The sequence below is a fragment of the Pseudomonadota bacterium genome (assembly GCA_022572885.1).
GTDB lineage: Bacteria > Pseudomonadota > Gammaproteobacteria > Steroidobacterales > MnTg04 > MnTg04.
This window is the reverse complement of record JACZVC010000011.1, coordinates 58,020-78,581: the sequence shown is the minus strand read 5'-3', so window position 1 is coordinate 78,581 and position 20,562 is coordinate 58,020. Positions and strand designations below refer to the sequence as shown.

The following is a 20,562-nucleotide window of genomic DNA, read 5'->3' as shown; positions in this document are numbered from 1 at the left end:
ATCGGCTACGGAGATTTTGCCAGAATTTTCAATGTCGGCACGCGTAATGATAGCAACCGGTGATGGACCTTCGACGTCGACCCGCTTGATGCGGGATCCGGTGACCTCGATAAGTCCTTGTTCAGCAACGTCCTCGTCGTCCTGGGCAAAAGCCATGGACGGTATACTCGCAAACGATGCTGCCACACCGGCCGTCAATGCGTAACGCACTGCGTCCTGGATGGGATTTCGCTCTTTCATGTGTCCTCCTCGAGGAGAGGCTAAGGCCACCCGCAAGAAGCGAGGACCGTTGCCTACCCATCTCTCTTTCGACGGACTCGGTTTTTTCGCTGCTAACTGCTTAAGTGTAGTAGAACATTGGTCATATCGCCCCAGAGTGAGCTAATACGGGCAATATTCTGAACTTGGCAAGGTCCCTTGGAGAAACAGACGTCACAATGAGTCAGTTCCCACCCTCCCCAGCAAACTTTTCGCAAGTCCCCTCGGCGGGTTGCCAGACGGCCGCATAGGGATTGTCGGTGCAGACTATGTCGAGGAATCTTTTACGTTCTCGAGCCTGGCGGGCCTCTTGGCTTGCCCAAATGGGGGCAAAACCCGGATCGTCATACAGCGCTTGCAGATAAGCCGCCCTTTGCATGATGAAAAACCCGTCTTCCGACGCCTTGGCAATCAGCGCCAGGCCTCTTTCGTGTTCACCCGCCAGATAGGCGGCAAGACCCTCGTCATAGTCAGGGCTAAACCATGTACTGTTCATGATGATCCCGGCCTCGTGGAGGCGGCGCACATTATCCCTCATCGATGCCAGGAGTTCGCCGACCTCGGCCGCATCTCCGGCGTCGCGACGGATGGCGATCAATGCCGCTGCGGTATCGACGTAAAACCAGCCGAAGCGCGTGATCCGTCCACCGCTGCTTTGCCACATCTCCTCCAGAAAAGGCCGGGCGCGAGCATAATTTCCGATGCCAGCCAGGCTCATCCCCAGATCGCGGCGGGCTCCGAGAGAAGTCGGCGTGCCGGCAAAGCGCGCCTGTGCGACCGTAACCGCGTCTTCGGGTTTGCCCAACAGGGTCAGTACAAAGGGCGGCGGAACATCTGAAATGGCAAACACTTCTTTTTCGAGACCGATGGAGGCGAATACCCAGGTCAGGCCATTTCTGAACCGCTTGGACTCCGGATCGATCCGCAACCTATCCAGGTCGCCCAGGGTCTGGTTAGCCCATTTCCCGCCGAGAGACGTCCGGAAGGCACGCCAGTGCTCGTATTGGGCCGGGGCAATGACAGCAAGCTTTTCCAGTTCCCGGTCGGCCTCGGCGAGCCGGTTCCTTTCGATAAGTGCACCTACGTAGTCACCTAAAGCCAGGATCGACAGTGGATTGAGACGCAATGCCATCTCTTTCATCGCAAAGGTCTCTTTATAATGTCCGAGGTTTTCACCGAGGATGTCCGCCATCCGGGAATAGACGATGGAATTGTTGGGGTTAATCTGGATGGCCTGCCTGTAGTGTGTCAGGGCTTCTTCAAAATTCGCCTGGTTCGCCAAGAGAAACCCGGTAGCAGCGTGGGCTTCGGCGAGAGTCGGATCAAGCGCCATCGCCTGCTCGGCATGTGGGGCAGCTTTAGCAATGGCTTCGGCGCCTGTCAGGGGGCCGTGTATTCTTTGTAAAAGGATAGCAGTAGCCAACTCCGCATGGGCAATCGCATAATCGGGGTCGAGAGAAATCGCCTTTTCAAACTCGCGAACCGCACCGTCAATAGTCGTCCTCGTGCGCTGGACCACCAGGAACCGACCTCTCAGGTATGCTTCGTGCGCCTCGGTATTCGCTGCTGCAACCACCCGGGGCGCTACCTCAAGCTGAAGCCCCAGATGTTCTTTTAGAGCTCCAACAATGGCCACCGATATCTCATCCTGTACCGCGAAGATATTCTTGAGTTCCCGGTCGTAGGTCTCCGACCACAGGTGCTTGTCTGTGCTGGCCTCGATCAATTGCGCAGTGATGCGCACTTGGTTTCCCGCTTTACGCACAGAACCCTCGATGACATGGGCCACGTTCAAGCGTCGTGCAATCTCCGGAATCGTCAAACTCTTATCCTTAAAGGAAAACGCCGACGAGCGCGAAATCACCGTCAATTCAGGGATCTTCGCCAAGAGATTCAGCAGTTCTTCGGAAATCCCGTCGGAGAAGTACTCCTGCCCAGGATCATCACTCATGTTCGTAAACGGTAAAACCGCAATGGATTTCTCCGGCGGGCCACCGATCCACCATTTGTCGTATGCAAACAAAATGACGGCGGCAATTAACATCGAAATAACAATGAAGTCCAGCCGTCGACCGGTGACATAAGTTATCGCTTGTTCTGGATCAACGTCTTTTTCGAGACTGATGCCCTCAGGGGTAAGCTCATAGAACCAGGAGAAGATCAGGGAGATCGGGAACCCGATAACGAGCAGCCAGATGATGGTTGGTCCGATCCAATGAGGCAGGTGAGCGAGGGTAATCAGCACCTCTGTCACCTGCATGATCAGCCAGGCAGCCACTATGTACAGCAACGCCATGCGTAAGACGCTGCGGCGCTTGAGTTCCCTCAGAATGGACATCAGTGGTTTCCTCCGCCCTATTCTGAGTGCAACCCTACGCCTTTGGACGAATTGAGACCACTCCGCACGTTGTGACGCCGGTCACTGAAGTCCTGGGCGCGCGGCCGAACTTCCGGTGGCCAGCACAAATTACAAAGCGGACAGCAACCAATTTGCCCCGAAATTCAACTCACAGAAACTTCCCCAGATAATTTCCAGGAAATGCTCCCGCGGTAACAATTCCGGTGATGGCTATAACCGAGATAGCAATGCGATTTCTATTCGCAGTCAAAAAACGAACTTTTTATATCCGGGCGCTAATCGCATTCGAAGTCATCGTCGCCAATCGGTCGGCACTGGGGCGGAAAACCATACGATCGCCAGAACGCCAACATATCGAACTCGGTTACCACTCTCTTGAAATGAGGGCTTTGACGAAACTTCGCAAATTCAGGGGCCCAGATGCTATAAATTTCGGTACTGCCATGTGTTATTCGATCATAGGCCCCGAATGCAATTAGCATCGGCTCAAGCCGATTCACGTCAATATTCTCGCTTTTGACCCACCGATCCAATGCCGCCAATGCCTCGCGGCGATCCAGGTCAGGGTTCTCAATCAAGTCGACCCAATCCTTTATTGGTGCGCCTGTGCGACCAGTAGTCCTATCCGCAGCAAACAAGGCGGCAGCCCTATTCCCACTCAAGGCATAGGCAGAAACGAATTGCTGGGAACGGCCAGGATCGCCGCTTTCCAGCGTTCGTAAATACAAGGCAATACCTTTGTCACGTTCACCGCGCAGGATATGAAGTATTGCTTTGTGCTTGTGACAATTTCTGTATTGGGGTTCGATGCTCAGGCATTGATCTAAATCTGTCATCGCCAAGTCAAAATATCCTAATTTCATATAGCTAATCGCACGCCACAAAAAGTTGGTTGCGTTATTACTTTCATTTTTGGCCGCAAGCCCGAAATTCTCGAACGAATCCTGCCAGCGATAAGGTGGGCGACCGACCAAAACATCGCCGAGAACTGAGTATGCGAGGGACAGTCCATCATCGAGCGCCAAAGCTGTCCGAGCTGCCTCGAGCGCCAAATCAGCATAATTTCGATCCGTAATTCCCCAACTTGGCGCGACCGAGTAAATGGCTGCCAGCCCCTCCCAAGCGCGGGCAAACTCCGCATCCAGGGCGACGGCCTGTTCAAACAGCGCGATGCTTCTCTCAAGATCAGTTCGGGCTATGAACAATTCACGGGCTTCCAGATACGAATCATAGGCGTTCATGTTGGTAGTCGCGGCCAAAACCGATATCTCGCTCACCATTTCAATCTTTAGCGAATCCCTGAGGGCCGCGACGATGGCATTCGCAATCTCCTCCTGCACCGCGAAGATATCGGTCAGATCACGGTCGTAAATTTCGGACCAAAGGTGCCGATCGCTCGCGGCCTCAATCAGTTGGGCGGTGATTCGCACCCGGTTGCCGGCTTTGCGGACACTACCCTCAAGCACGTAGGTGACCTTCAGTACATCCGCGATCTCCGCCAATTTCTTGTTTTCGCCCCTGAAGGCGAAGGATGACGTGCGGGACGCCACACGCAGGCCATTCACATGCACCAGTACATTTAACAGCTCCTCGGAGATACCGTCGGAGAAATACCCCTGCTCGAAGTCTGAGGACATATTCACGAAGGGCAGCACGGCGATCGAAGTATCTGGAATCTCTGATTTTTCGATCTCTGTCGACAGCTCGGTTACGGCTTGGGTTGTAGCCTGCACCAATTCAGCGTCCCGCGACGGACCGAGCACGAACTTGTCGAAAGCGAAGAAACCCAGCGCCAATACCAGTGCCGCGATAATAATGTAGTCGATATTTCGCCCGGTAACGTGAGTGATGGACTGGCTGCGATCGACATCCTTTTCACGTTTGATGCCTTCCGGCGTGATTTCAAACGCCCAGGCCAAGATCAGCGCCAGCGGGAACCCAATAAATATGAACGCTGTTACCAAAGTTACCGACCAATCGGGAAGCTTAATAATAGGAAAGGTTGTGGCTGTGACCTCGATCAACAACCATGCTACAACCGCATAGGCTGCCGCTACGCGAAATACGTTGCGACGCTTGAGCTCCCGGAAAATGGACATCGGTGGGTTCCCCCGCCCTTCGCTGAATACAACCCTACGCTTTTGGACGATTTTAGGCCACCTCGCATGCCGTGACGCCGGTCACGGAAGTCCCGGTCGTGCGGTGCGAGAGTGCCTAATTGAAAACGAGCTTTCAATGAGAACTCATTGAAATTTATACGATTGCGCCTCGACATGGCGCCGGGACACTGGGATGGCACGCAGGATGTCGGACATCAAAAAGCCGGTTGTGCGGAAAAAGGTGCAACTGGCAAAACGCTATAAGGAACTCGATCTGATTTGTCACAGCAACGAGCAGATCCTGCAGATCCGTGGCGTGCAAAATGCGTTGAAAGAGTTGGTCGAGCGTTGCGTAGACCATCTCGATGTCTCGCTGGCCATCGTTATTTTGCGCGACAAGGGTATCAACATCCGCCGCGACAGCGCCACGCATTCGCTGGATAACGCGGCCAAGGTTATTCGTGAACTGGAAAGGGATCTCGATACCTGGCTGCAGGCGGCGAATAAAAACGTGGTTGTCAGCGACAGGTCTTCCGCCAGGCGCAAAGAAATCCTGCCGGGTGGTTCGTGCAAGAGCCTGGCCGCCCCGATCCTGGTTAGCGGCAACAAGGTCGAGGGCATACTTTTTGTTGCCAATGGCCCCGACTCGGCGGATTTCGGCAAACGCGAACAGACTCTTTTGCAGGCCATCGCCGCCAATATTGCCAGGATCATGCAAGCACGCCATGACAATCTGACCGGCCTGATCAACCGCATGGAGTTCGAATACCGTCTCGAAAGGGCGGTGTCCGGCAAGAACAGCAAGTCGGCCAACCATTGCCTGCTCCACCTGGATCTGGACGAAACGCATATCATCGCGGAATCGCTCGGCCACCAGGCCTGCGACGAAGCGATCCAGCAGGTCGCATTGCTGTTGTCCGCAGACCTTGACGAGATCGGCCCGGTGGCGCGAATCGGCGACGACGAATACGGCATCCTGATCGGCGACTGCTCGCTGGATCAGGGGTGGTGCATCGGCCAGGATATTCGGCGCGCTATCGGCGATCTGAGCATCATCTGGGATGACCGCCCCATCAAGCTGACCGTCAGCATCGGCGTAGCGCGGCTGGCCGCCGACTCGGACACGGTCGAAAGCGCCATGGCGGCGGCAAAAATCGCCTGCATCGTCGCCAAGGATCGTGGCCGCGACCGGGTCGCTTTGTACCAGCATCACGATGCCATGCTGCTGAACAGCCTGGAACGCATGCAGGGTATCGAGGGCATCCAACAGGCGTTACGCGATGATAATTTCTATCTCTACTGCCAGCGTATCGAGCCGTTAAAGGGGCGCGGCAAAAGTCCGCATTTTGAAATCCTGCTGCGCGGCATAGACCACGATGGCAAGCCGATTTCACCCAGCGAATTCCTGTCGCACGCCGAACACAGCCGGCTGATGCCCGCGATCGATCGTTGGGTGATCCGGCAAACTCTGGATCTGCTTGGCAAACATCGCACAGTACTCACCGAATCGAAAAGCCTGTTCGCGATCAACTTGTCCGGTCAGTCGCTTTGCGACAGCGGTTTTCTGGATTTCGTCGCCGGCGAATTCGTGCGGGCCGACATTCCCCCGCAAGCAATTTGCTTTGAGGTAACAGAAACAGCGGCAATCCTCGATATGAATCGCGCTGCAAAATTCATGGTTGCGCTGAGAAAGATCGGCTGTCATTTTTCACTCGACGATTTCGGCGCCGGCCTGAGTTCCTTTTCCTACCTCAAGACACTACCCATCGATTTCCTGAAAATCGATGGCCAGTTCATCACGGAAATTCTCGATGACGAGGCTTCCAGTGCGATCGTCGAAGCCATTACCCGGATGAGCCATGCGATGGGCCTGCAGACTATCGCCGAATACGTGGAAAACAATTCCATAAAAGCGCACTTGAAGGAAATCGGCGTCGATTATGTACAGGGATTTGGCATCGCCAGGCCCCGGCTGCTTAGCGATGAGCTGAAATCGCTGGTCGCGTTGCTCAAACCAGCGACCAAATCCAGACGCGCCTGACGGACATCAATATCCGCGGCCATCTGCCGGACTACCTATTCGGTACGCTCAACGTTTACTATTGATCGCCTGGAACGTCGGTAAAGGGAATAGCTATGGGCCAACGTGAAATCGTCATGCTGGGTCACGGTGAAATCGGCCGCGCGCTCGAGTCCGCCCTCGTGCCAAGACACCGCATATCGATCTGGGAAAAAGACCTGGATACCGGGGTGGAAAATATTCCTCTCGAGGAAATGTTTGAGGCAGGATGCGATCTGATTCTGTTCGCCATCCCCACCAGCCCCCATCGGGAAATCGCTGAAAGAGTCCATCAGGCAGCGCCGCATGATGTGGCCTGCCTGACCATTGCCAAGGGGCTCGACGCCGACGGCCATACGCCCGCGGACATCATGCAGGCTGTTTTTGGCGATGAGCGACAATTCGGCGTGCTCTATGGACCCATGATCGCCGAGAACCTGCTCGCCGGCCTGCCCGGTTTTGCCGCGGTCGCTTCACGAACCGAGCCGGTTATTTCGCTGGTTCTCGATCTGTTTGCCGGCAGTCATCTGCACGTATCGGGCAGCCGCGATGTAATCGGTGCATCGTGGGCGGTCATTCTGAAAAATGTCTATGTCCCGCTTATCGGAGCGGCAGACGGGCTGGGCCTGGGGGATAACATCCGCGGTTTTTTGCTGGCCGCCGCATTGAACGAACTGGCGCGGATCGTGCAGAAATTCGGCGGCGAGGCCAAGACCGTGTACGGCCTGCCCGGCGCCGGCGACCTGATCACGACGGCGACCAGTTCAGGCTCCCACCATCGCAACGCCGGCATGAAACTGGCCGCCGGTCAGACCGATGAGTTGCTGGCGAGCGGGACCAATATTCGCGGCGAGGGGTTTCACGCGCTGCAAATGCTCGACGAGCACCAATTGATCGAGTTCGACGATTTTCCAGTGATCAGCGCGATGCGCGATCTGCTCGATAAACCCGCAAACGCACGCGCAATTATTCTTGGCCTGTGCGGGAACGCCTCGCTGCTGCAATGACGCTTGACCCCAAAAGCCTGGTGGCGCATCGCGGGTGGCCATCAAGTTACCCGGAAAATACGCTGGCCGGTTTTTGTGCGGCTATAGACGCCGGTGCAGGCAATCTCGAGTTCGACGTGCAGTTAACCCGCGACCAGGTGCCGATGGTGATTCACGATCAAACCACTCGGCGCACCGGGACGAGTGACGAGGATCTGTTTGAACTGGGTGCGGATGAAGTTCGCAATCTGTCCGTCGGCGAACCCAGACGATTTGGCGATCGCTTCGCCGATTCCATGGTCCCGTCCCTGGCGGAGGTCGTCGCCATGCTGGATACTTTTGCGGGCCAGGTTTTTGTGGAAATCAAACGTGCCAGCATTTTGCGATTTGGCAAAGACCGCTGTATCGATGCGATCTTGCCGCTGGCCGATCAGCTAGGTACTCGCGGCGTGATTATTTCCTTCGACCCGGAGGCAGTATCGATGGCGAAAACCCGAGGCGCCAAACAAACCGGCTGGGTCGTAAGCGCATTCAATGCACAATCCCTGGGTGCTGCAACCGATCTGCAACCCGACTACCTGTTTGTAAAACACTCCAGGATCGTTCAGCAAAAATTACCCTCGAGGGTAAAATGGCGCTGGGTCGTTTATGACGTCAAGACACGACAACAGGCAATGGAATTATTCGATCGTGGCATAGACCTGGTGGAAACGAATTTCATCGGGGAATTCCTGGCAAACGACGATCAAGACAGTGGCCAGCGACCTTAACGACCGCCGGTGGACGTTGGTACTCGATCAAGGCGGACATGCGACCCGTGCGCTGGTATTCGATGAAAACGGAAATACGGCCGCCGAGCACGAAGTCGAGATCGGCACCAGCCATCCGTCGCCCAGGAGAGTCGAGCATGACCCAGGCAAGCTGGTCGCATCCGTGGCCGAGTGCCTCGATCGGCTTGCTGCTCAATTGGGCACGAAGACAGCGAAGGTCCACAGCGCGGCCTTATGCACACAGCGGTCCAGCATCGTGTGCTGGTCGAAAAAAACGGGCACCCCGCTTTCACCCGTTATCTCCTGGCAGGACACGCGGGCCGCGAAAAGCCTGGAAGGCCTTTCACTGAGTAAGCCGGAGGTAGCGGAAATCTCCGGCCTGCCCCGCTCTCCTCATTATGGCGCGAGCAAGCTGCGCTGGTGTCTCGATCATCTCGCCGATGTGAAATCAGCCAGGCAGGAGAACGACCTGGCCATCGGCCCTCTCGCCAGCTTCATCTTGTTCAGCCTGAGCCGGGGAGAGGTCTTCGCCGTCGATCCATGCAATGCCTCGCGCACCTTGCTGTGGGATATCCGAACCGGTCAATGGTCATCGCGATTGCTGAACGCATTCGCCATCGACGGGGCGCTGCTACCGGCGATCCAACCGAATCGCTATGCCTGGTGCGATCTGCGGCTCGGCGGCACATCGGTGCCGCTGACCGTCGTTACCGGCGATCAATCGGCGGTGCCGTTCGCCTTCTCCGACAACCCGGTGGACCAACTCTTTCTCAACCTGGGGACCGGCGCCTTCCTGCAACGGCCGATGGCGGAATACCTGGTCTGCGAGGGATTGCTGCGCAGTGTATTGCTACAAGATGGGCACCAATCGATGTTCGCGCTCGAAGGCACGATCAACGGCGCCGGCGCCGCACTGAGCTGGTTCGCCGATTCACGGCAGATCGGCGAGGACGAACTGTTCGCCCAACTGCCGAAGTGGCTGGCGAATAAGGCCAATCCGCCGTTATTCGTGAACGCAATCGGTGGCCTGGCCGCGCCGTTCTGGGTCAGCGACGCGGAATCGGTGTTTATCGGCAATGGCGACACCGGCGAGCAAGCGGTCGCGGTCATCGAGAGCATCGCGTTCCTGGTCGAGGCCAATTTACAGGCCATGGAAAGCTGCATGCCGGGAGTAAAAAATATTATTGCCAGCGGTGGCCTGGCGGAACTCGATGGCTTGTTGCAGCGGATTGCCGACGTGAGCGGCGTACCTGTGCGGCGTTCGACGAACCTGCAGGCAACTGCCTATGGCGGCGCCCGCCTCGCCAACCCGGCGTTGCCGGTGTTATCGGTAGATGACGAGTTTGTACCGGCTGCCGATAATGCGATCGCGATCAATGATCGCTACCGCGAATGGCGTAAACACTTGCAGCAGATGATTGACAAAAAAAAGGCCGGCGCGGTTGGGTGAGCCGAGCCCGGGTCTGCTAGAGTTCCCTGCCCTTTTGCTTGAAATGGATGCCAGAAGATGACCAAAACCCTTGTTGTTGCCACGGTCCTGAGCCTGCTTTTCCTGGTATCGGCACCCGGTCATACGGAACCCGACCTGATCGCCTTCACCGACGCGCGTTACGATGCGCACAGCGAGCTGGCAAACCGGATCTGGCACTTTGCCGAGCTGGGTTATCTCGAGGAAAAAAGCAGCGCGCTGTTGCAAACGACATTGGCCGAGGCCGGGTTTGAATTGGAAACCGGCATCGCCGGTATCCCGACCGCCTTCGTCGCCAGCGCCGGCTCGGGCGGGCCGGTGATCGCTTTCCTGGCCGAATACGACGCCCTCCCCGGCATCACCCAGACCGCGTCCCCGCTTCGCCAAAAAATCCCGGGCCAGGCCGGCAGCCATGCCTGCGGTCACCACCTGCTGGGGACGGCAGCGGTTGGCGCGGCCATCGCCGTGAAGCACTGGCTGGAGCAAACCGGTAGCCAAGGTACCGTGCGGCTTTATGGCACGCCGGCTGAGGAAGGGGGTTCGGGCAAGGTTTACATGGTGCGTGAAGGGCTGTTCGACGATGTCGATGCGGTGCTCGCCTGGCACCCGGATGACGAATCCCGGGTGCGGGGTTATTCTTCGCTGGCCAACCGTTCGGCCAAATTCCGCTTCCATGGAATTTCCGCGCACGCGGCGTCAGCGCCGGAAAAAGCACGCTCGGCGCTGGATGCCGTTGAAGCCTTTAATTTCATGACTAACCTGATGCGCGAGCATGTGCCGCAGGAAACCCGTATCCATTACGTGATCACGGCCGGTGGCCATGCACCCAATGTCGTTCCCGATTTTGCCGAGGTCTATTATTACGTGCGCCATCCGGACGCACGCATGCTGTTGCGAATTTGGGAACGGGTTGAAGCAGCGGCCCGAGCGGCCGCGATGGGAACCGGCACCACGATGGACCGCGAAATCATCCATGGCAATCACGCCCTGTTGTACAACCGGACACTGGCCGAAAGCATGCAGAAAAACCTGGAAAAGGTCGGTGGAATTAGCTACAACGCGAAAGAAAAGGATTATGCCGAGACTATCTATTCCACGCTGGACCAACCGGAACATGCCTTGGGCAGCGAAGCCACGATCATGCCGATCAGGCTGGAAAACACGGTCGGATCGACCGACGTTGGCGATGTCAGCTGGAATGTACCGACCGTCGAGCTACGTGTCGCGACCTGGGTGCCCGGCACTGCCTCTCACTCCTGGCAGGCGGTAGCGGCCGGCGGCACCAGCATCGGCATCAAGGGCGTCCAGGTGGCAGCCAAGACCCTGGCGCTGACTGCCACAGACCTGTATGCCGATCCGGCGTTGCTGGCCCGAGTCCAAAAAGAGTTTCAGGAACAACGCGGCGACGATTTCATATATGAACCGTTGCTCGGTGACCGCGAGCCGCCGCTGGATTACCGAAAATAAGCTTATCGCCGGCGCACCTGCGGATTCATGACCGGGTCACCCGGGGAGTAAGCAATTACCGCCAGCAACCCGTTCTCGTAGCGCGTGAGAACCGAACGCAGATGATCGATGCGCCGCTTACCATCGCTGCCCGGCGTTTGCTGGAGCTTTAGCATGGCCCGGGCCTGAAAGGCCTGCGCCTCTGCAAAGGACCGGTTGGCGGCGCTGGCCATCGCCAGCGTTTCCAGCGTATCGATACCCGGGCGGGCGTCGTGGATCACGTGCGCCAGCTCCAGCGCCCGCTGTCTCTGCTCCTCGGTAACCTGCGTGCAGACCGAATAGGCACGCGCCAGCGACTGGAGCGGGCCGCCATCCGCGGGCGCGATCGCGAGCGCCCGGTCGAGCGCGGCAATCGCCGCCGGGCAATCGCGCTGCGCCAGACTCGCCAGCGCGAGACGATACCAGAACACCGCAGTGGCAGTATCGGCCGCCGCCAATAATTGATAATGGGTCCCGGCATCGGCGTATCGTCCCGCGCGCATCAGGCTGTTGGCAAGCATCAACCGCGCTTCGCGCAAGCTGTCATCGAGTAACAGCGCTTCCGCATATTGTTGGTCTGCGCTGTCTTGCCGTCCCAGCAATTCCAAGACCATCCCGTAGCGGTAGTGTACGGTTGGATCATCGAGTCCCAGCGTCAATGCGCGCTCAAAGGCGATCGCTCCTTCATCGATGCGGCCGGCCAGTTGCAAGGCCTGGCCCAGCGTGGCCAGGGCATAGGCATCGTCCGGGTTCAACGCCAGCGCTCTTTCGATCTGGGCCACGGCCATGGAGTCTTTGCCGGCATGCAACAGCGCGAGACCGCGTTCGAGGTAGAGCTGACTGCTGCGCGACAACGCCTCCACGGCCGCCAGCAGCGGGTCGGCTACCGGCGGTCGCGTCTGTCCGGCCAGCGCCAGCTGTCTTTTCGCTGCCTGCTCCTGGCCCGTTTGCCTGAGCGCCTGGGCCAGCGGGTAATGCAACTGATTCGCCGCCGGGTTTAGCTGCAAAGCCCTGCCGAGCAGCGCGATCGCCCGCGGGTAATCACGCTGCCTGATCGCGATCCGGGCAAGGCCGGCCAACGCGGCGACGTGCTCCGGCTGGTGGCTCAGCAATGACTCAAGACTTTTTTTCGCGGCCGACTCGCGGCCATCGCTTAGCTCGCTTTGCGCCAGCCGGAAGACCGCAGGGCTATAAGCCGGGTCGATCAACAGCGCTTGGCGATACCAGCGAACCGCCTCGGCGGGGCTGCCCTGTTCCTGCAGGACGTAGCCCAGCAAGTAGTTCCAGCGGAAATCTTTCGGATCGCTGGTGACTGCACGCAAGAAGGCGGCTTCGGCCGCATACATCAGATGATGCGCGAGATAGAGCCTGCCAAGTTCGCCATAGGCGGCGCCGCTTTGCTGCTCAGACGAGGCCGCGCTGAGCGCCCGCCCCAGTGCCTGCCGGCCATCGTGCAACGCCTCGGCGACGGACGGTTCGAAGGAACCTAGGTCCGGCCAGGGTATTTCTGCCCGGGGCTGGGCCATGGCGTTGCCTGGCGGCAGCAAAAAGCCCGCCAGCCATAACAAAACCAAAGCCGCCAGGGAGACGGCGGCCGTACGATGGCGCCGATGCAGCCACCCGCTCATTCGCCGCTGGCCCCGCTGCCTTTTCTCAGGGTGTGATAACGACCGGCATCAAGCCTGCGCCAGTGTTCGCGTTGCCGGTCAGGCCAGACGACATCGACGCGGTACTTACCGGGTTCCTGTTTGCCCAGACCAAAAACCAGCCGGGGATCGCTCGCCGATGCGTAACTGCCATCGGTAGCCGTGCGCCCGAGCCGGACTTTCCCATCCTGGTTACTGAGACTGACCAGGGCGCCAAGCTGATCGACGCGGCCACCGGCATCGGTCAGCCTGAAGCCAATCCAACCAGCATGGTTTCCTGCCTGGTTGAGCAACAGGCGTGCCGGACCCGCGTTATTGACTACCAGGAGATCTACATCCCCATCGTTGTCGATATCACCGGAGGCCACGCCACGACTGATCTCAGCCACGCCAAAGACCGGCTCATCGGCGAACTCGAACAGCTTGAATTGCGCGTTCCCCGTATTGCGAAAAAGCTGGTTCTTCTGCCCGAGCGGATGGGGATCGCCGAGATCGACCAATTGCTGGTTGCGTGTGACTGCGCCGTTGGCGACAAACAAATCCAGCCAGCCATCGTTATCGTAATCGAGCCAGACCGTGCCAAAACCGGTATAGGCAAAACTGGCGCCCGCCAGACCGGCGGTCGCCGTTCGGTCCTCGAACCAGCCGCTGCCATCGTTGACATACAGCGTGTTGGTTTCCCGCGCCAGGTGCGTCATCAGCAGATCCAGGTCGCCATCGCCGTCAAAATCGGCGGCAGCCACGCCCATGCTGGCCTCCGGCGCACCGTCCATGTTCACGGCGACTCCCGACAAATACGCCTCATCGTGAAACCGCCCTTCCCCGTCATTGATCCACAACTGGTTCGGCACGCCATCGTTGGCCACGTAGATGTCGATCGTCATATCGCCGTTGAAATCGGCGGCAACGACCCCGAGCGCGCCACCGGTCACTGCATGGATTCCAGCTACCCGGCTGACATCGGCAAAGCTGCCGTTGCCCAGGTTCCGGTACAAGGTGTCGTTTTGCGGCCGGTACACCTTGGGTGAGCAGTAATCCCTGGCGCTGGTCGTCGACCGGCAAGGCTTGTTGCCGGCGATCGTGTAATCCACGTAATTGCCGACATAGATATCGAGCAGGCCATCGCCATCGTAATCGACAAAACTGCTGCTGACGCTCCACGCCGGATCGCCGACGCCGGCGGCTGCGGTTACATCGGTGAAGGTGCCATCGCCATTGTTACGCAATAGCTGGTTCGGGCCGAAATTGCTGATATACAGGTCGACATGCCCGTCGTTATCGAAATCACCGGCAGCGACACCCATGCCGTACGCCGACGCTGCGATGCCGGCCGCTTTCGTGACATCGGTGAAACGGACAAGATCCGAGCCACCGTCACCATAATCGTTGCGATACAGGCGATCGGTCAGCGGTAGCTCATGTTGCGGTAGGAAAGTCGCCGCGGAAATCTCTTTGTCTGCACCAAGCATTGCGCCCTGCACCAGGTAAATATCCAGGTCGCCGTCGTTGTCATAGTCGAACAGGGCGGCGCCCGGCCCCATCATCTCCGCGTAATACAACTCTCCGGACATGCCGTTGAAGTGGATGAAATCGAGCCCGCTCGCGGCGGTGAAATCGACAAACGGGCTACCCTTCGATGTATCGCTCCCGGCGGGTAATGCCGGCACTGCCGTGAGCGCCACGATCAGCAGATACAATATTGGTTTGGCGCTGGGATGGTTCATCGGTCTGGCTGCAAACGCTCTCGGAACTGTTCCGGCGGGCACCGCCGTTGTGGCGCCTAGGTTAGAAGTCAGCGCAAACAAAAGTCAATGCGCCGGATTACGCAGGCATCCTGCCGCCTTCTGCAAGAAGGCATTCATGCGGCGCAGGAAGAGTCGCAAAAGCTAAGGAACGCTACCGGGAAACACGCAAAGTCTTCATCCAAATCCTGTCACCCATCGCCGCGGCCGACTGAGTTCAGTGCAGGCGGCTGGATGTGGCCGGATTGGAACCGCTGGCAAACATCACCTGGTCGAACACCCGAACCAATGCGTCAGCGTCCTGTGCGCCTGCGACCGCGTATTTGCCGTTGAGGATGTAGTTGGGCACCCCGCTCACGCCCATCTCACGCAGGTGCTTTTCTTCGGCGCGGACTTCCGCCAATCCACTGTCCGGGCGTTGAAATCTACCGATCGCTGCCGCGTCGAGACCGGCCTGGCGGGCAAGCACGGACAACAAGTCATTGTCGCCGATGTCTCTACCGTGTTCGAAAAAATTGCTGAACAGCAAATCGACCAGCCGGTTTTGTTGCAGACCGGGACTGGCAATCTGAATCAGGCGATGCGCATTCAGCGTGTTGGGTATGCGTTCGAGTTGGTCGAAGCGGAAGATAATCCCCTCTTTTTCTCCGACGACTGTGAGTTCATCGAGAAACGGCTGGACCAGTTCGCGTCCACCGAATCGTTTATCCAGGTATTCGTCGAAAGGCATGCCATCGACCGGCATATCCGGATTGAGTTGAAACGGGTGCCACAAGACTTTGGGCTGATCTGTACCCTGGATATGGTTCAGCGCTTGTTCGAGCCGGCTCTTCCCCAGGTAGCACCAGGGGCAAATAAAATCAGCGACGGCGTCGACTTGCAGGCTCATGGGTCTGGCTATCTCCGTTTTCATTTACCCGATATAAGGTTAGACAACTGAAAAACCAAGTGTTAGCACGACTGGCATAAATGATCAACATTGATAATTTAGATTAATTAACGATTATAACTTATTGTTTTATATTATTTTTAATATTCCCACCAGGTCGTTTTCCACCAGACCGTGAACTCTTCCAGATCGATTGCTCCGTCGCAATTGGTATCGATCATCGAAAACCCCTCGGCAGCCTGCTGGGTGGTTACGTTTGGCGACAGTGTTTTCAACAAGCGCTGAAACTCCTTGAAATCGATATGGCCGTTACCGTCGCTATCAAAGTACGCAAAATTCGAACTGATGTCTTCCTGGCGTTTTGCCCAAGCTTCTTCCATCGTTTTCTCCTGCCGGTATCGGCGCCGGATATCCAGAGCCGGCATCGATCCTTTCATCCGCATTATGCAGATAATCCGAAAAGATGGGCAACTGTGCAATACACACGGCGAAATTTCTTGCTCCCGGGGCATCGACGACTGGGAAAACCGCTCTGCTTCGCTGCAAAAAATGGCCGGCAAGGAGCCGGCCACAATCATTATCCATAAAAATCCGCTGGAGACAGGTATTCAGCCGCTGCTGATGGTGAGTTGAGCATTGCCAACATCGGCGGACACGTCGAACTCATCCGCTCCGGATCCCTCCAGCTCCAGACTGGCGCCAGGGCCCCACCCGCGTTCCGCCTCGTAATTCCTGCCGTTCATTTTCAATGAAACATTGCCGACATCCGCATCCATTTCGATGTTGCCAGCCGATTTCGTCGCGCTCTTGACCCTTACATCGCCAACCGAGGCATGAGCACGAACATCGCCACGCGGGACATCGATCCTGACTTCGCCAACCCCGGCATGCACGTTCACGCCACCGGCTACGCCTTCGATACTGATCCTGCCTACGCCGATCCTTACCTTGGCTTGTAATCTGGCGGGTACCTCGATCTCCCAGTGTTCCTCGATATCGTCTTCGTCGAAGCCACGAGGAAAACCAAGCCGCAGGGAAAGCTTTCCTTTCTTCGTTGCCTTTTGCAGCGTAATTTTTTCCAGGTCCTCGCGATCAGGTCCGCTGCGAAACCAGCCGTTATCCGGTTCGACTGACACCAGAACGGTAATTGCATCGCCACCGCTGGCTATCAGCTCGACCGAACCGACCCCGGCGTTGATCGAGATGACATCGATTCCATCGGCGGAAAAGCTGTCACCGATTTCTCGGCTATCAGCGGCATTGGCTGTGGTTACGCTCATCATCGCGATGATGAAACTGGCCAGTAATTTCAGTATCTTAGGCATTATGTTCTTCCTCCCGTTGCAGCTTGGATGCTGGTCGCAGGCGAATGGATTGAACGCTGGTCGCAAAACCCATGACGAGCCGGTGGGATCGAACCGTCTGCCAGGCGTTTTTCTCGTCACTTTGCTGGTTGCGGCTTTCTCCGCCCCAGCCCTCGCGGATCGCCAGGTCATCAAGATGACGATCGATGACGTCAAGCGCAGCGCGCTGGTTTTTTCTCCCTCGAATCCGGGTGACACCAAGCTTCCACTGGTTTTCGTTTTTCATGGCCGCGGAGATGACAGCGGCAAATTTGCGCGCGCCGTCAAACTGCACAAAGACTGGAAAGAAGCGGTTGTCGTTTACCCTCGAGGCCTGACTATCGATACCCGACCACCGATGCGTGGCTGGCAGGGCCGTGTCGGTCAGTACGCTGACCGCGATCTGAAATTCACCGACCGCCTGCTCCAGCGGCTGACGACGATGTTCGACGTGGACCCTCAAAAAACCTATGTGGCCGGTTTTTCAAATGGCGGGCACTTCACCTTCCTGCTGCTCAAGGAACGTACCGACAGCTTTGTGGCTTATGCGGTAATCGGGGCCTTGCAACCGGATTTCCGGTCGGATACGCCACCCAAGCCTTTTATATACCTGTTTGGCCGCAGGGAAGGCACCCGGTACCAGGACCAGTGGGTCAAGACGGTAAAAGCATTGGCCCGGCACAACCAGGCAAGCGGAGAACAAACGGATTATGAGGACTGCTGTACCTTGCTTTACCCGAAATCCGGCGGCGCCATGATGGTTTACGGTTTGTATAATGCCGGCCATATCTGGCCAAACCGCGGCAACGAACGCCTGCTGCGTTTTTTCACCCAAGCCAGCGACGACATCCGGATTGCCGGAAGTGGGAAGAAATAAAATGGCGATTACCCAATGCCCGGTCTGCCGGAAGAAAATCTCGACCAGGGCCGCCCGCTGCCCGCATTGCCATGAAGATGTGAGCGGCGACGACCCTGAACTCACCTCCCGCCAACGTTCGCGGCAACGCAAGAAATCGACCGCTATGAAAATGCAGCTTGCCCTGGCGATGACCTTGCTCGTCATTTGCATTGGACTCATATTGCTGGAAACAACTCAGGGGAAGAATCTGCCATCGCCATGGTATATCGGTATCGGCCTGGCGGCTGCCGTCTGGTATGTTGTGACGCGACTGCGTATTTTCCTGTCCCATCGCTAGGAGACGGCAACGTGCATGACGAAAAATTGGAACTGCAAGCTCATTTTGCCAATATCGATACCAACGGCAGCGGGTCAATCGACTACGAAGAATTCTCCAGGCTTTTACGCTCGATGGGGCTAAGCCGGGTTGACGACATCGCCCGCCTTGCGTTCGAGGCCATGGACACCAACGGCGACAACGAAATCGACTTCGATGAATTTTGCGCCTGGTGGCGAGAAAGCGGGAAAACCCTGCAAAACCCCTAGGCCTCTGCCTCTGCCTCTATGTCTTCCACCTCAGGTTCCGGGTTTCGAAGCCGCCAGGCCCGCAACACGGCTTTGACCACTGTTGCCAGCGGGATGGCAAAAAATACGCCCCAGAATCCCCATAACCCGCCGAATAGCAACACGGCCGCTATGATCGCAACCGGGTGCAGATCCACCGCTTCACTAAACAACAACGGCGCCAGCAAGTTTCCATCGAGAGCCTGGATTACCAGGTAAGCAATAACGACGTAATAAAACGATGGCTCGAAGCCCCATTGGATATAGGCAAGCAGCGCCACCGGCAAGGTGACGACGGCGGCGCCAATATACGGGATCAAAACAGAGAAACCGGTAATTGCCCCGAGCAAAACCGCGTATTCCAGCCCCAGTAAGGAAAAAACCAGAAAACTCGTAACCCCGATAATCATGATTTCCAGTACTTTGCCATCGACATAATTGCTAATACTGGCATTTACCTCTGTCCAGACGTCGGTGGTAACCTGCCGGTCCCGTGGCAGAAAACTGGCAAACCACTCGGTCAGCAACGCGCGGTCACGAATCATGAACACGACCATCATCGGAACCAGTATCAGGTAAACAATGACGGTGACCAGGGTCAGCACCGAGGTCAGCGAAAAGGAAATCGCTTTCTGGCCTAGACCGACAAGCTCGCTGCCCAGCCTGCTGACGAACTCACTGACCTGGCTCTCGGTAAAGTATTCCGGATAGCGTACCGGCAGATCCAGCAACTGTTGCTGCAACCGGCTGACGACTGCCGGCGCCTGCTGCACCAGTTCAGAAAGTTGCGCAACGACGACAGGAATCAGGCCGAGGAAAAGACTCAGGAGCAGCGCCAGGAACCCCAGGCTAACAATCAAAACGGCAACGATTCTCGGCACATGAAGATTCTCAAGCCGCTGCATAATACTTTGCAACAGGTAGGCAATGATCACGGCGGCAAAAACCGGTGCGAGAATTCTGCCGGTAAAATAAATGATCGCGCTGATGGTCAGCAGTACAATGCCCAACAAGACCATCTGCGGGTCAGACATTCGTTTGCGAAACCAGTCTCCAATGTAATTCATGTCGGACCACCTCGATATTGGCACCATGCGATTGTACCCAAGTAGACGTTTGAGATGGCAACAAAACTTGCTAGTCTGTCGCAGTCAACTTTCATGGCGAAAAACTGAATGGAAAACGAACGATCTTCAGGGCGAGGCTGGCCCTGGCAGCGGCTGAAAACGGAAGCGTTTCTGTTGCTCGGTTTACTTGCGCTCGGCATGTGGCTGGTCCCCGCCCTGATATTCATGGTGGGCAGTCGAATACTGGGCCCCTATGGAGAAATCGACTCACTCGCCGCATTCTACATCGACCTGTTTGGCTCTTTGCTCGATGGCAGGGGCATAGCCTGGCTGCTGGTTGGTTCACTCTACCTTTTTCTGTCGTTGATCCGACTGCTGATATGGCTTTGGCTGGTTCTTAATCGGAGTGCCGCCAGACACAAAGGGCTTGACGCGGAATAGGCTAATCTTTTTGCAATGCAGCAGTGTGGCTTTCCCCCGGGGTTCCTAATGATTTCCCGACATAAGAATGTGACGCAGGTCTCATATCTGATCTTTAAAAGCATCGAAACCCCGCTTTTTTCCAACAGTTATGTAAATATTGTCACCAACGGCCCGGTACGGTTCGTTCGTGTATGCATGGGATACGATGATGAAAAGCCTATTTAAGCGATTTCGCAAAGATTCTGCGTCTTCGGCAGCCCAGCCGGCGCAGTTTCCTGGTGTAAATCAGCCGTCATTGATATCGCGCGGCCAGTCGGCTTTGAAGGGCTACCTGAAAGCACCGCCCAAACCAGAGGTGGTTGAAGAAGAAGACCATGTCAGGACCGTCCTGGATATCCTCGACAACCCCGATCTGGAACTGGAGCCGCATGGCTTCGATCCGTACAACAGCGGAAGTTTCGACAGCAATAAACGCTGGGAACCCGTCAAAAAAAGTACCCGCTAGT

General features: G+C 56.9%; 20 protein-coding genes. 11 read left to right on the top strand and 9 right to left on the bottom strand.

Going from position 1 to position 20,562, the window contains the following annotated elements:
• From IIA05_05990 to IIA05_05980, 3 genes are all read right to left on the bottom strand, one after another.
• The coding region (locus IIA05_05990) for a hypothetical protein (GenBank protein ID MCH9026652.1) at window positions 1–240 on the bottom strand (240 nt) is incomplete at its 3' end.
• A gap of 202 nt (window positions 241–442) precedes the next feature.
• The gene (locus IIA05_05985; protein ID MCH9026651.1) at window positions 443–2,536 is read right to left on the bottom strand and encodes a tetratricopeptide repeat protein; all 2,094 of its coding nucleotides are present in this window, start codon (window positions 2,534–2,536) and stop codon (window positions 443–445) included.
• A 356-nt stretch (window positions 2,537–2,892) separates the two neighbouring features.
• Entirely contained in the window at window positions 2,893–4,716 is a 1,824-nt protein-coding gene (locus IIA05_05980; GenBank protein MCH9026650.1) for a hypothetical protein, read from the bottom strand.
• A 205-nt stretch (window positions 4,717–4,921) separates the two neighbouring features.
• Here IIA05_05980 and IIA05_05975 point away from each other — a divergent pair, with 205 nt between their 5' ends.
• The 5 genes from IIA05_05975 (at window position 4,922) to IIA05_05955 (ending at window position 11,466) form a co-directional block, all read left to right on the top strand.
• Complete coding sequence (locus tag IIA05_05975) at window positions 4,922–6,757, top strand: EAL domain-containing protein (GenBank protein MCH9026649.1); 1,836 nt, start codon at window positions 4,922–4,924, stop codon at window positions 6,755–6,757.
• Window positions 6,758–6,852: 95 nt separating this feature from the next.
• Entirely contained in the window at window positions 6,853–7,782 is a 930-nt protein-coding gene (locus IIA05_05970) for a hypothetical protein (GenBank protein MCH9026648.1), read from the top strand.
• On the top strand, window positions 7,779–8,531 hold the full coding sequence (locus IIA05_05965; GenBank protein MCH9026647.1) for a hypothetical protein: 753 nt from the start codon (window positions 7,779–7,781) through the stop codon (window positions 8,529–8,531). The genes IIA05_05970 and IIA05_05965 overlap by 4 nt, the downstream gene beginning before the upstream one ends.
• Window positions 8,515–9,981 carry a hypothetical protein gene (locus IIA05_05960; GenBank protein ID MCH9026646.1) on the top strand — a complete coding sequence of 489 codons (1,467 nt, stop codon included), beginning with the start codon at window positions 8,515–8,517 and terminating at the stop codon, window positions 9,979–9,981. The genes IIA05_05965 and IIA05_05960 overlap by 17 nt, the downstream gene beginning before the upstream one ends.
• Window positions 9,982–10,038: 57 nt before the next feature.
• Window positions 10,039–11,466, top strand: a complete 1,428-nt coding sequence (locus tag IIA05_05955) for an amidohydrolase (protein ID MCH9026645.1) — start codon at window positions 10,039–10,041, stop codon at window positions 11,464–11,466.
• Between the two features lie 2 nt (window positions 11,467–11,468).
• On the opposite strand, the gene IIA05_05950 is transcribed toward IIA05_05955, so the two are convergent.
• The 4 genes from IIA05_05950 to IIA05_05935 all read right to left on the bottom strand — a co-directional run bounded on the left by IIA05_05950 (window position 11,469) and on the right by IIA05_05935 (window position 16,141).
• The gene (locus tag IIA05_05950) at window positions 11,469–13,112 is read right to left on the bottom strand and encodes a tetratricopeptide repeat protein (GenBank protein MCH9026644.1); all 1,644 of its coding nucleotides are present in this window, start codon (window positions 13,110–13,112) and stop codon (window positions 11,469–11,471) included.
• Window positions 13,109–14,854: a CRTAC1 family protein gene (locus tag IIA05_05945; GenBank protein MCH9026643.1), complete on the bottom strand. Its 1,746-nt coding sequence runs from the start codon at window positions 14,852–14,854 to the stop codon at window positions 13,109–13,111. Before IIA05_05945 ends, IIA05_05950 begins: the two co-directional genes overlap by 4 nt.
• Before the next feature lie 235 nt (window positions 14,855–15,089).
• The gene (locus tag IIA05_05940; protein ID MCH9026642.1) at window positions 15,090–15,761 is read right to left on the bottom strand and encodes a DsbA family oxidoreductase; all 672 of its coding nucleotides are present in this window, start codon (window positions 15,759–15,761) and stop codon (window positions 15,090–15,092) included.
• A gap of 140 nt (window positions 15,762–15,901) precedes the next feature.
• On the bottom strand, window positions 15,902–16,141 hold the full coding sequence (locus IIA05_05935) for an EF-hand domain-containing protein (GenBank protein MCH9026641.1): 240 nt from the start codon (window positions 16,139–16,141) through the stop codon (window positions 15,902–15,904).
• A 64-nt stretch (window positions 16,142–16,205) separates the two neighbouring features.
• Between IIA05_05935 and IIA05_05930 the strand changes: the two genes are divergently transcribed.
• Entirely contained in the window at window positions 16,206–16,394 is a 189-nt protein-coding gene (locus IIA05_05930) for a hypothetical protein (GenBank protein ID MCH9026640.1), read from the top strand.
• Here the strand turns inward: IIA05_05930 and IIA05_05925 are convergent.
• On the bottom strand, window positions 16,370–17,086 hold the full coding sequence (locus IIA05_05925) for a hypothetical protein (GenBank protein MCH9026639.1): 717 nt from the start codon (window positions 17,084–17,086) through the stop codon (window positions 16,370–16,372). The genes IIA05_05930 and IIA05_05925 overlap by 25 nt on opposite strands.
• A 49-nt stretch (window positions 17,087–17,135) precedes the next feature.
• Between IIA05_05925 and IIA05_05920 the strand changes: the two genes are divergently transcribed.
• The 3 genes from IIA05_05920 to IIA05_05910 are packed head-to-tail and all read left to right on the top strand — an operon-like array spanning window position 17,136 to window position 18,548.
• Window positions 17,136–17,981 (top strand): hypothetical protein, encoded by an 846-nt coding sequence (locus IIA05_05920; GenBank protein MCH9026638.1) that lies wholly within the window; start codon window positions 17,136–17,138, stop codon window positions 17,979–17,981.
• Window positions 17,968–18,300, top strand: coding sequence for a hypothetical protein (locus IIA05_05915; GenBank protein MCH9026637.1), 333 nt, complete (start codon window positions 17,968–17,970; stop codon window positions 18,298–18,300). The genes IIA05_05920 and IIA05_05915 overlap by 14 nt, the downstream gene beginning before the upstream one ends.
• Before the next feature lie 11 nt (window positions 18,301–18,311).
• Window positions 18,312–18,548, top strand: coding sequence for an EF-hand domain-containing protein (locus IIA05_05910; protein ID MCH9026636.1), 237 nt, complete (start codon window positions 18,312–18,314; stop codon window positions 18,546–18,548).
• On the opposite strand, the gene IIA05_05905 is transcribed toward IIA05_05910, so the two are convergent.
• Window positions 18,545–19,633: an AI-2E family transporter gene (locus IIA05_05905; GenBank protein MCH9026635.1), complete on the bottom strand. Its 1,089-nt coding sequence runs from the start codon at window positions 19,631–19,633 to the stop codon at window positions 18,545–18,547. The two genes, IIA05_05910 and IIA05_05905, sit on opposite strands and share 4 nt — an antisense overlap.
• 108 nt (window positions 19,634–19,741) lie before the next feature.
• On the opposite strand from IIA05_05905, the gene IIA05_05900 reads away from it, so the two are divergent.
• Together IIA05_05900 and IIA05_05895 are read left to right on the top strand one after the other, a co-directional pair.
• Complete coding sequence (locus IIA05_05900) at window positions 19,742–20,074, top strand: hypothetical protein (protein MCH9026634.1); 333 nt, start codon at window positions 19,742–19,744, stop codon at window positions 20,072–20,074.
• A gap of 190 nt (window positions 20,075–20,264) precedes the next feature.
• Window positions 20,265–20,561: a hypothetical protein gene (locus tag IIA05_05895; protein MCH9026633.1), complete on the top strand. Its 297-nt coding sequence runs from the start codon at window positions 20,265–20,267 to the stop codon at window positions 20,559–20,561.
• Window position 20,562 lies beyond the last annotated feature (1 nt).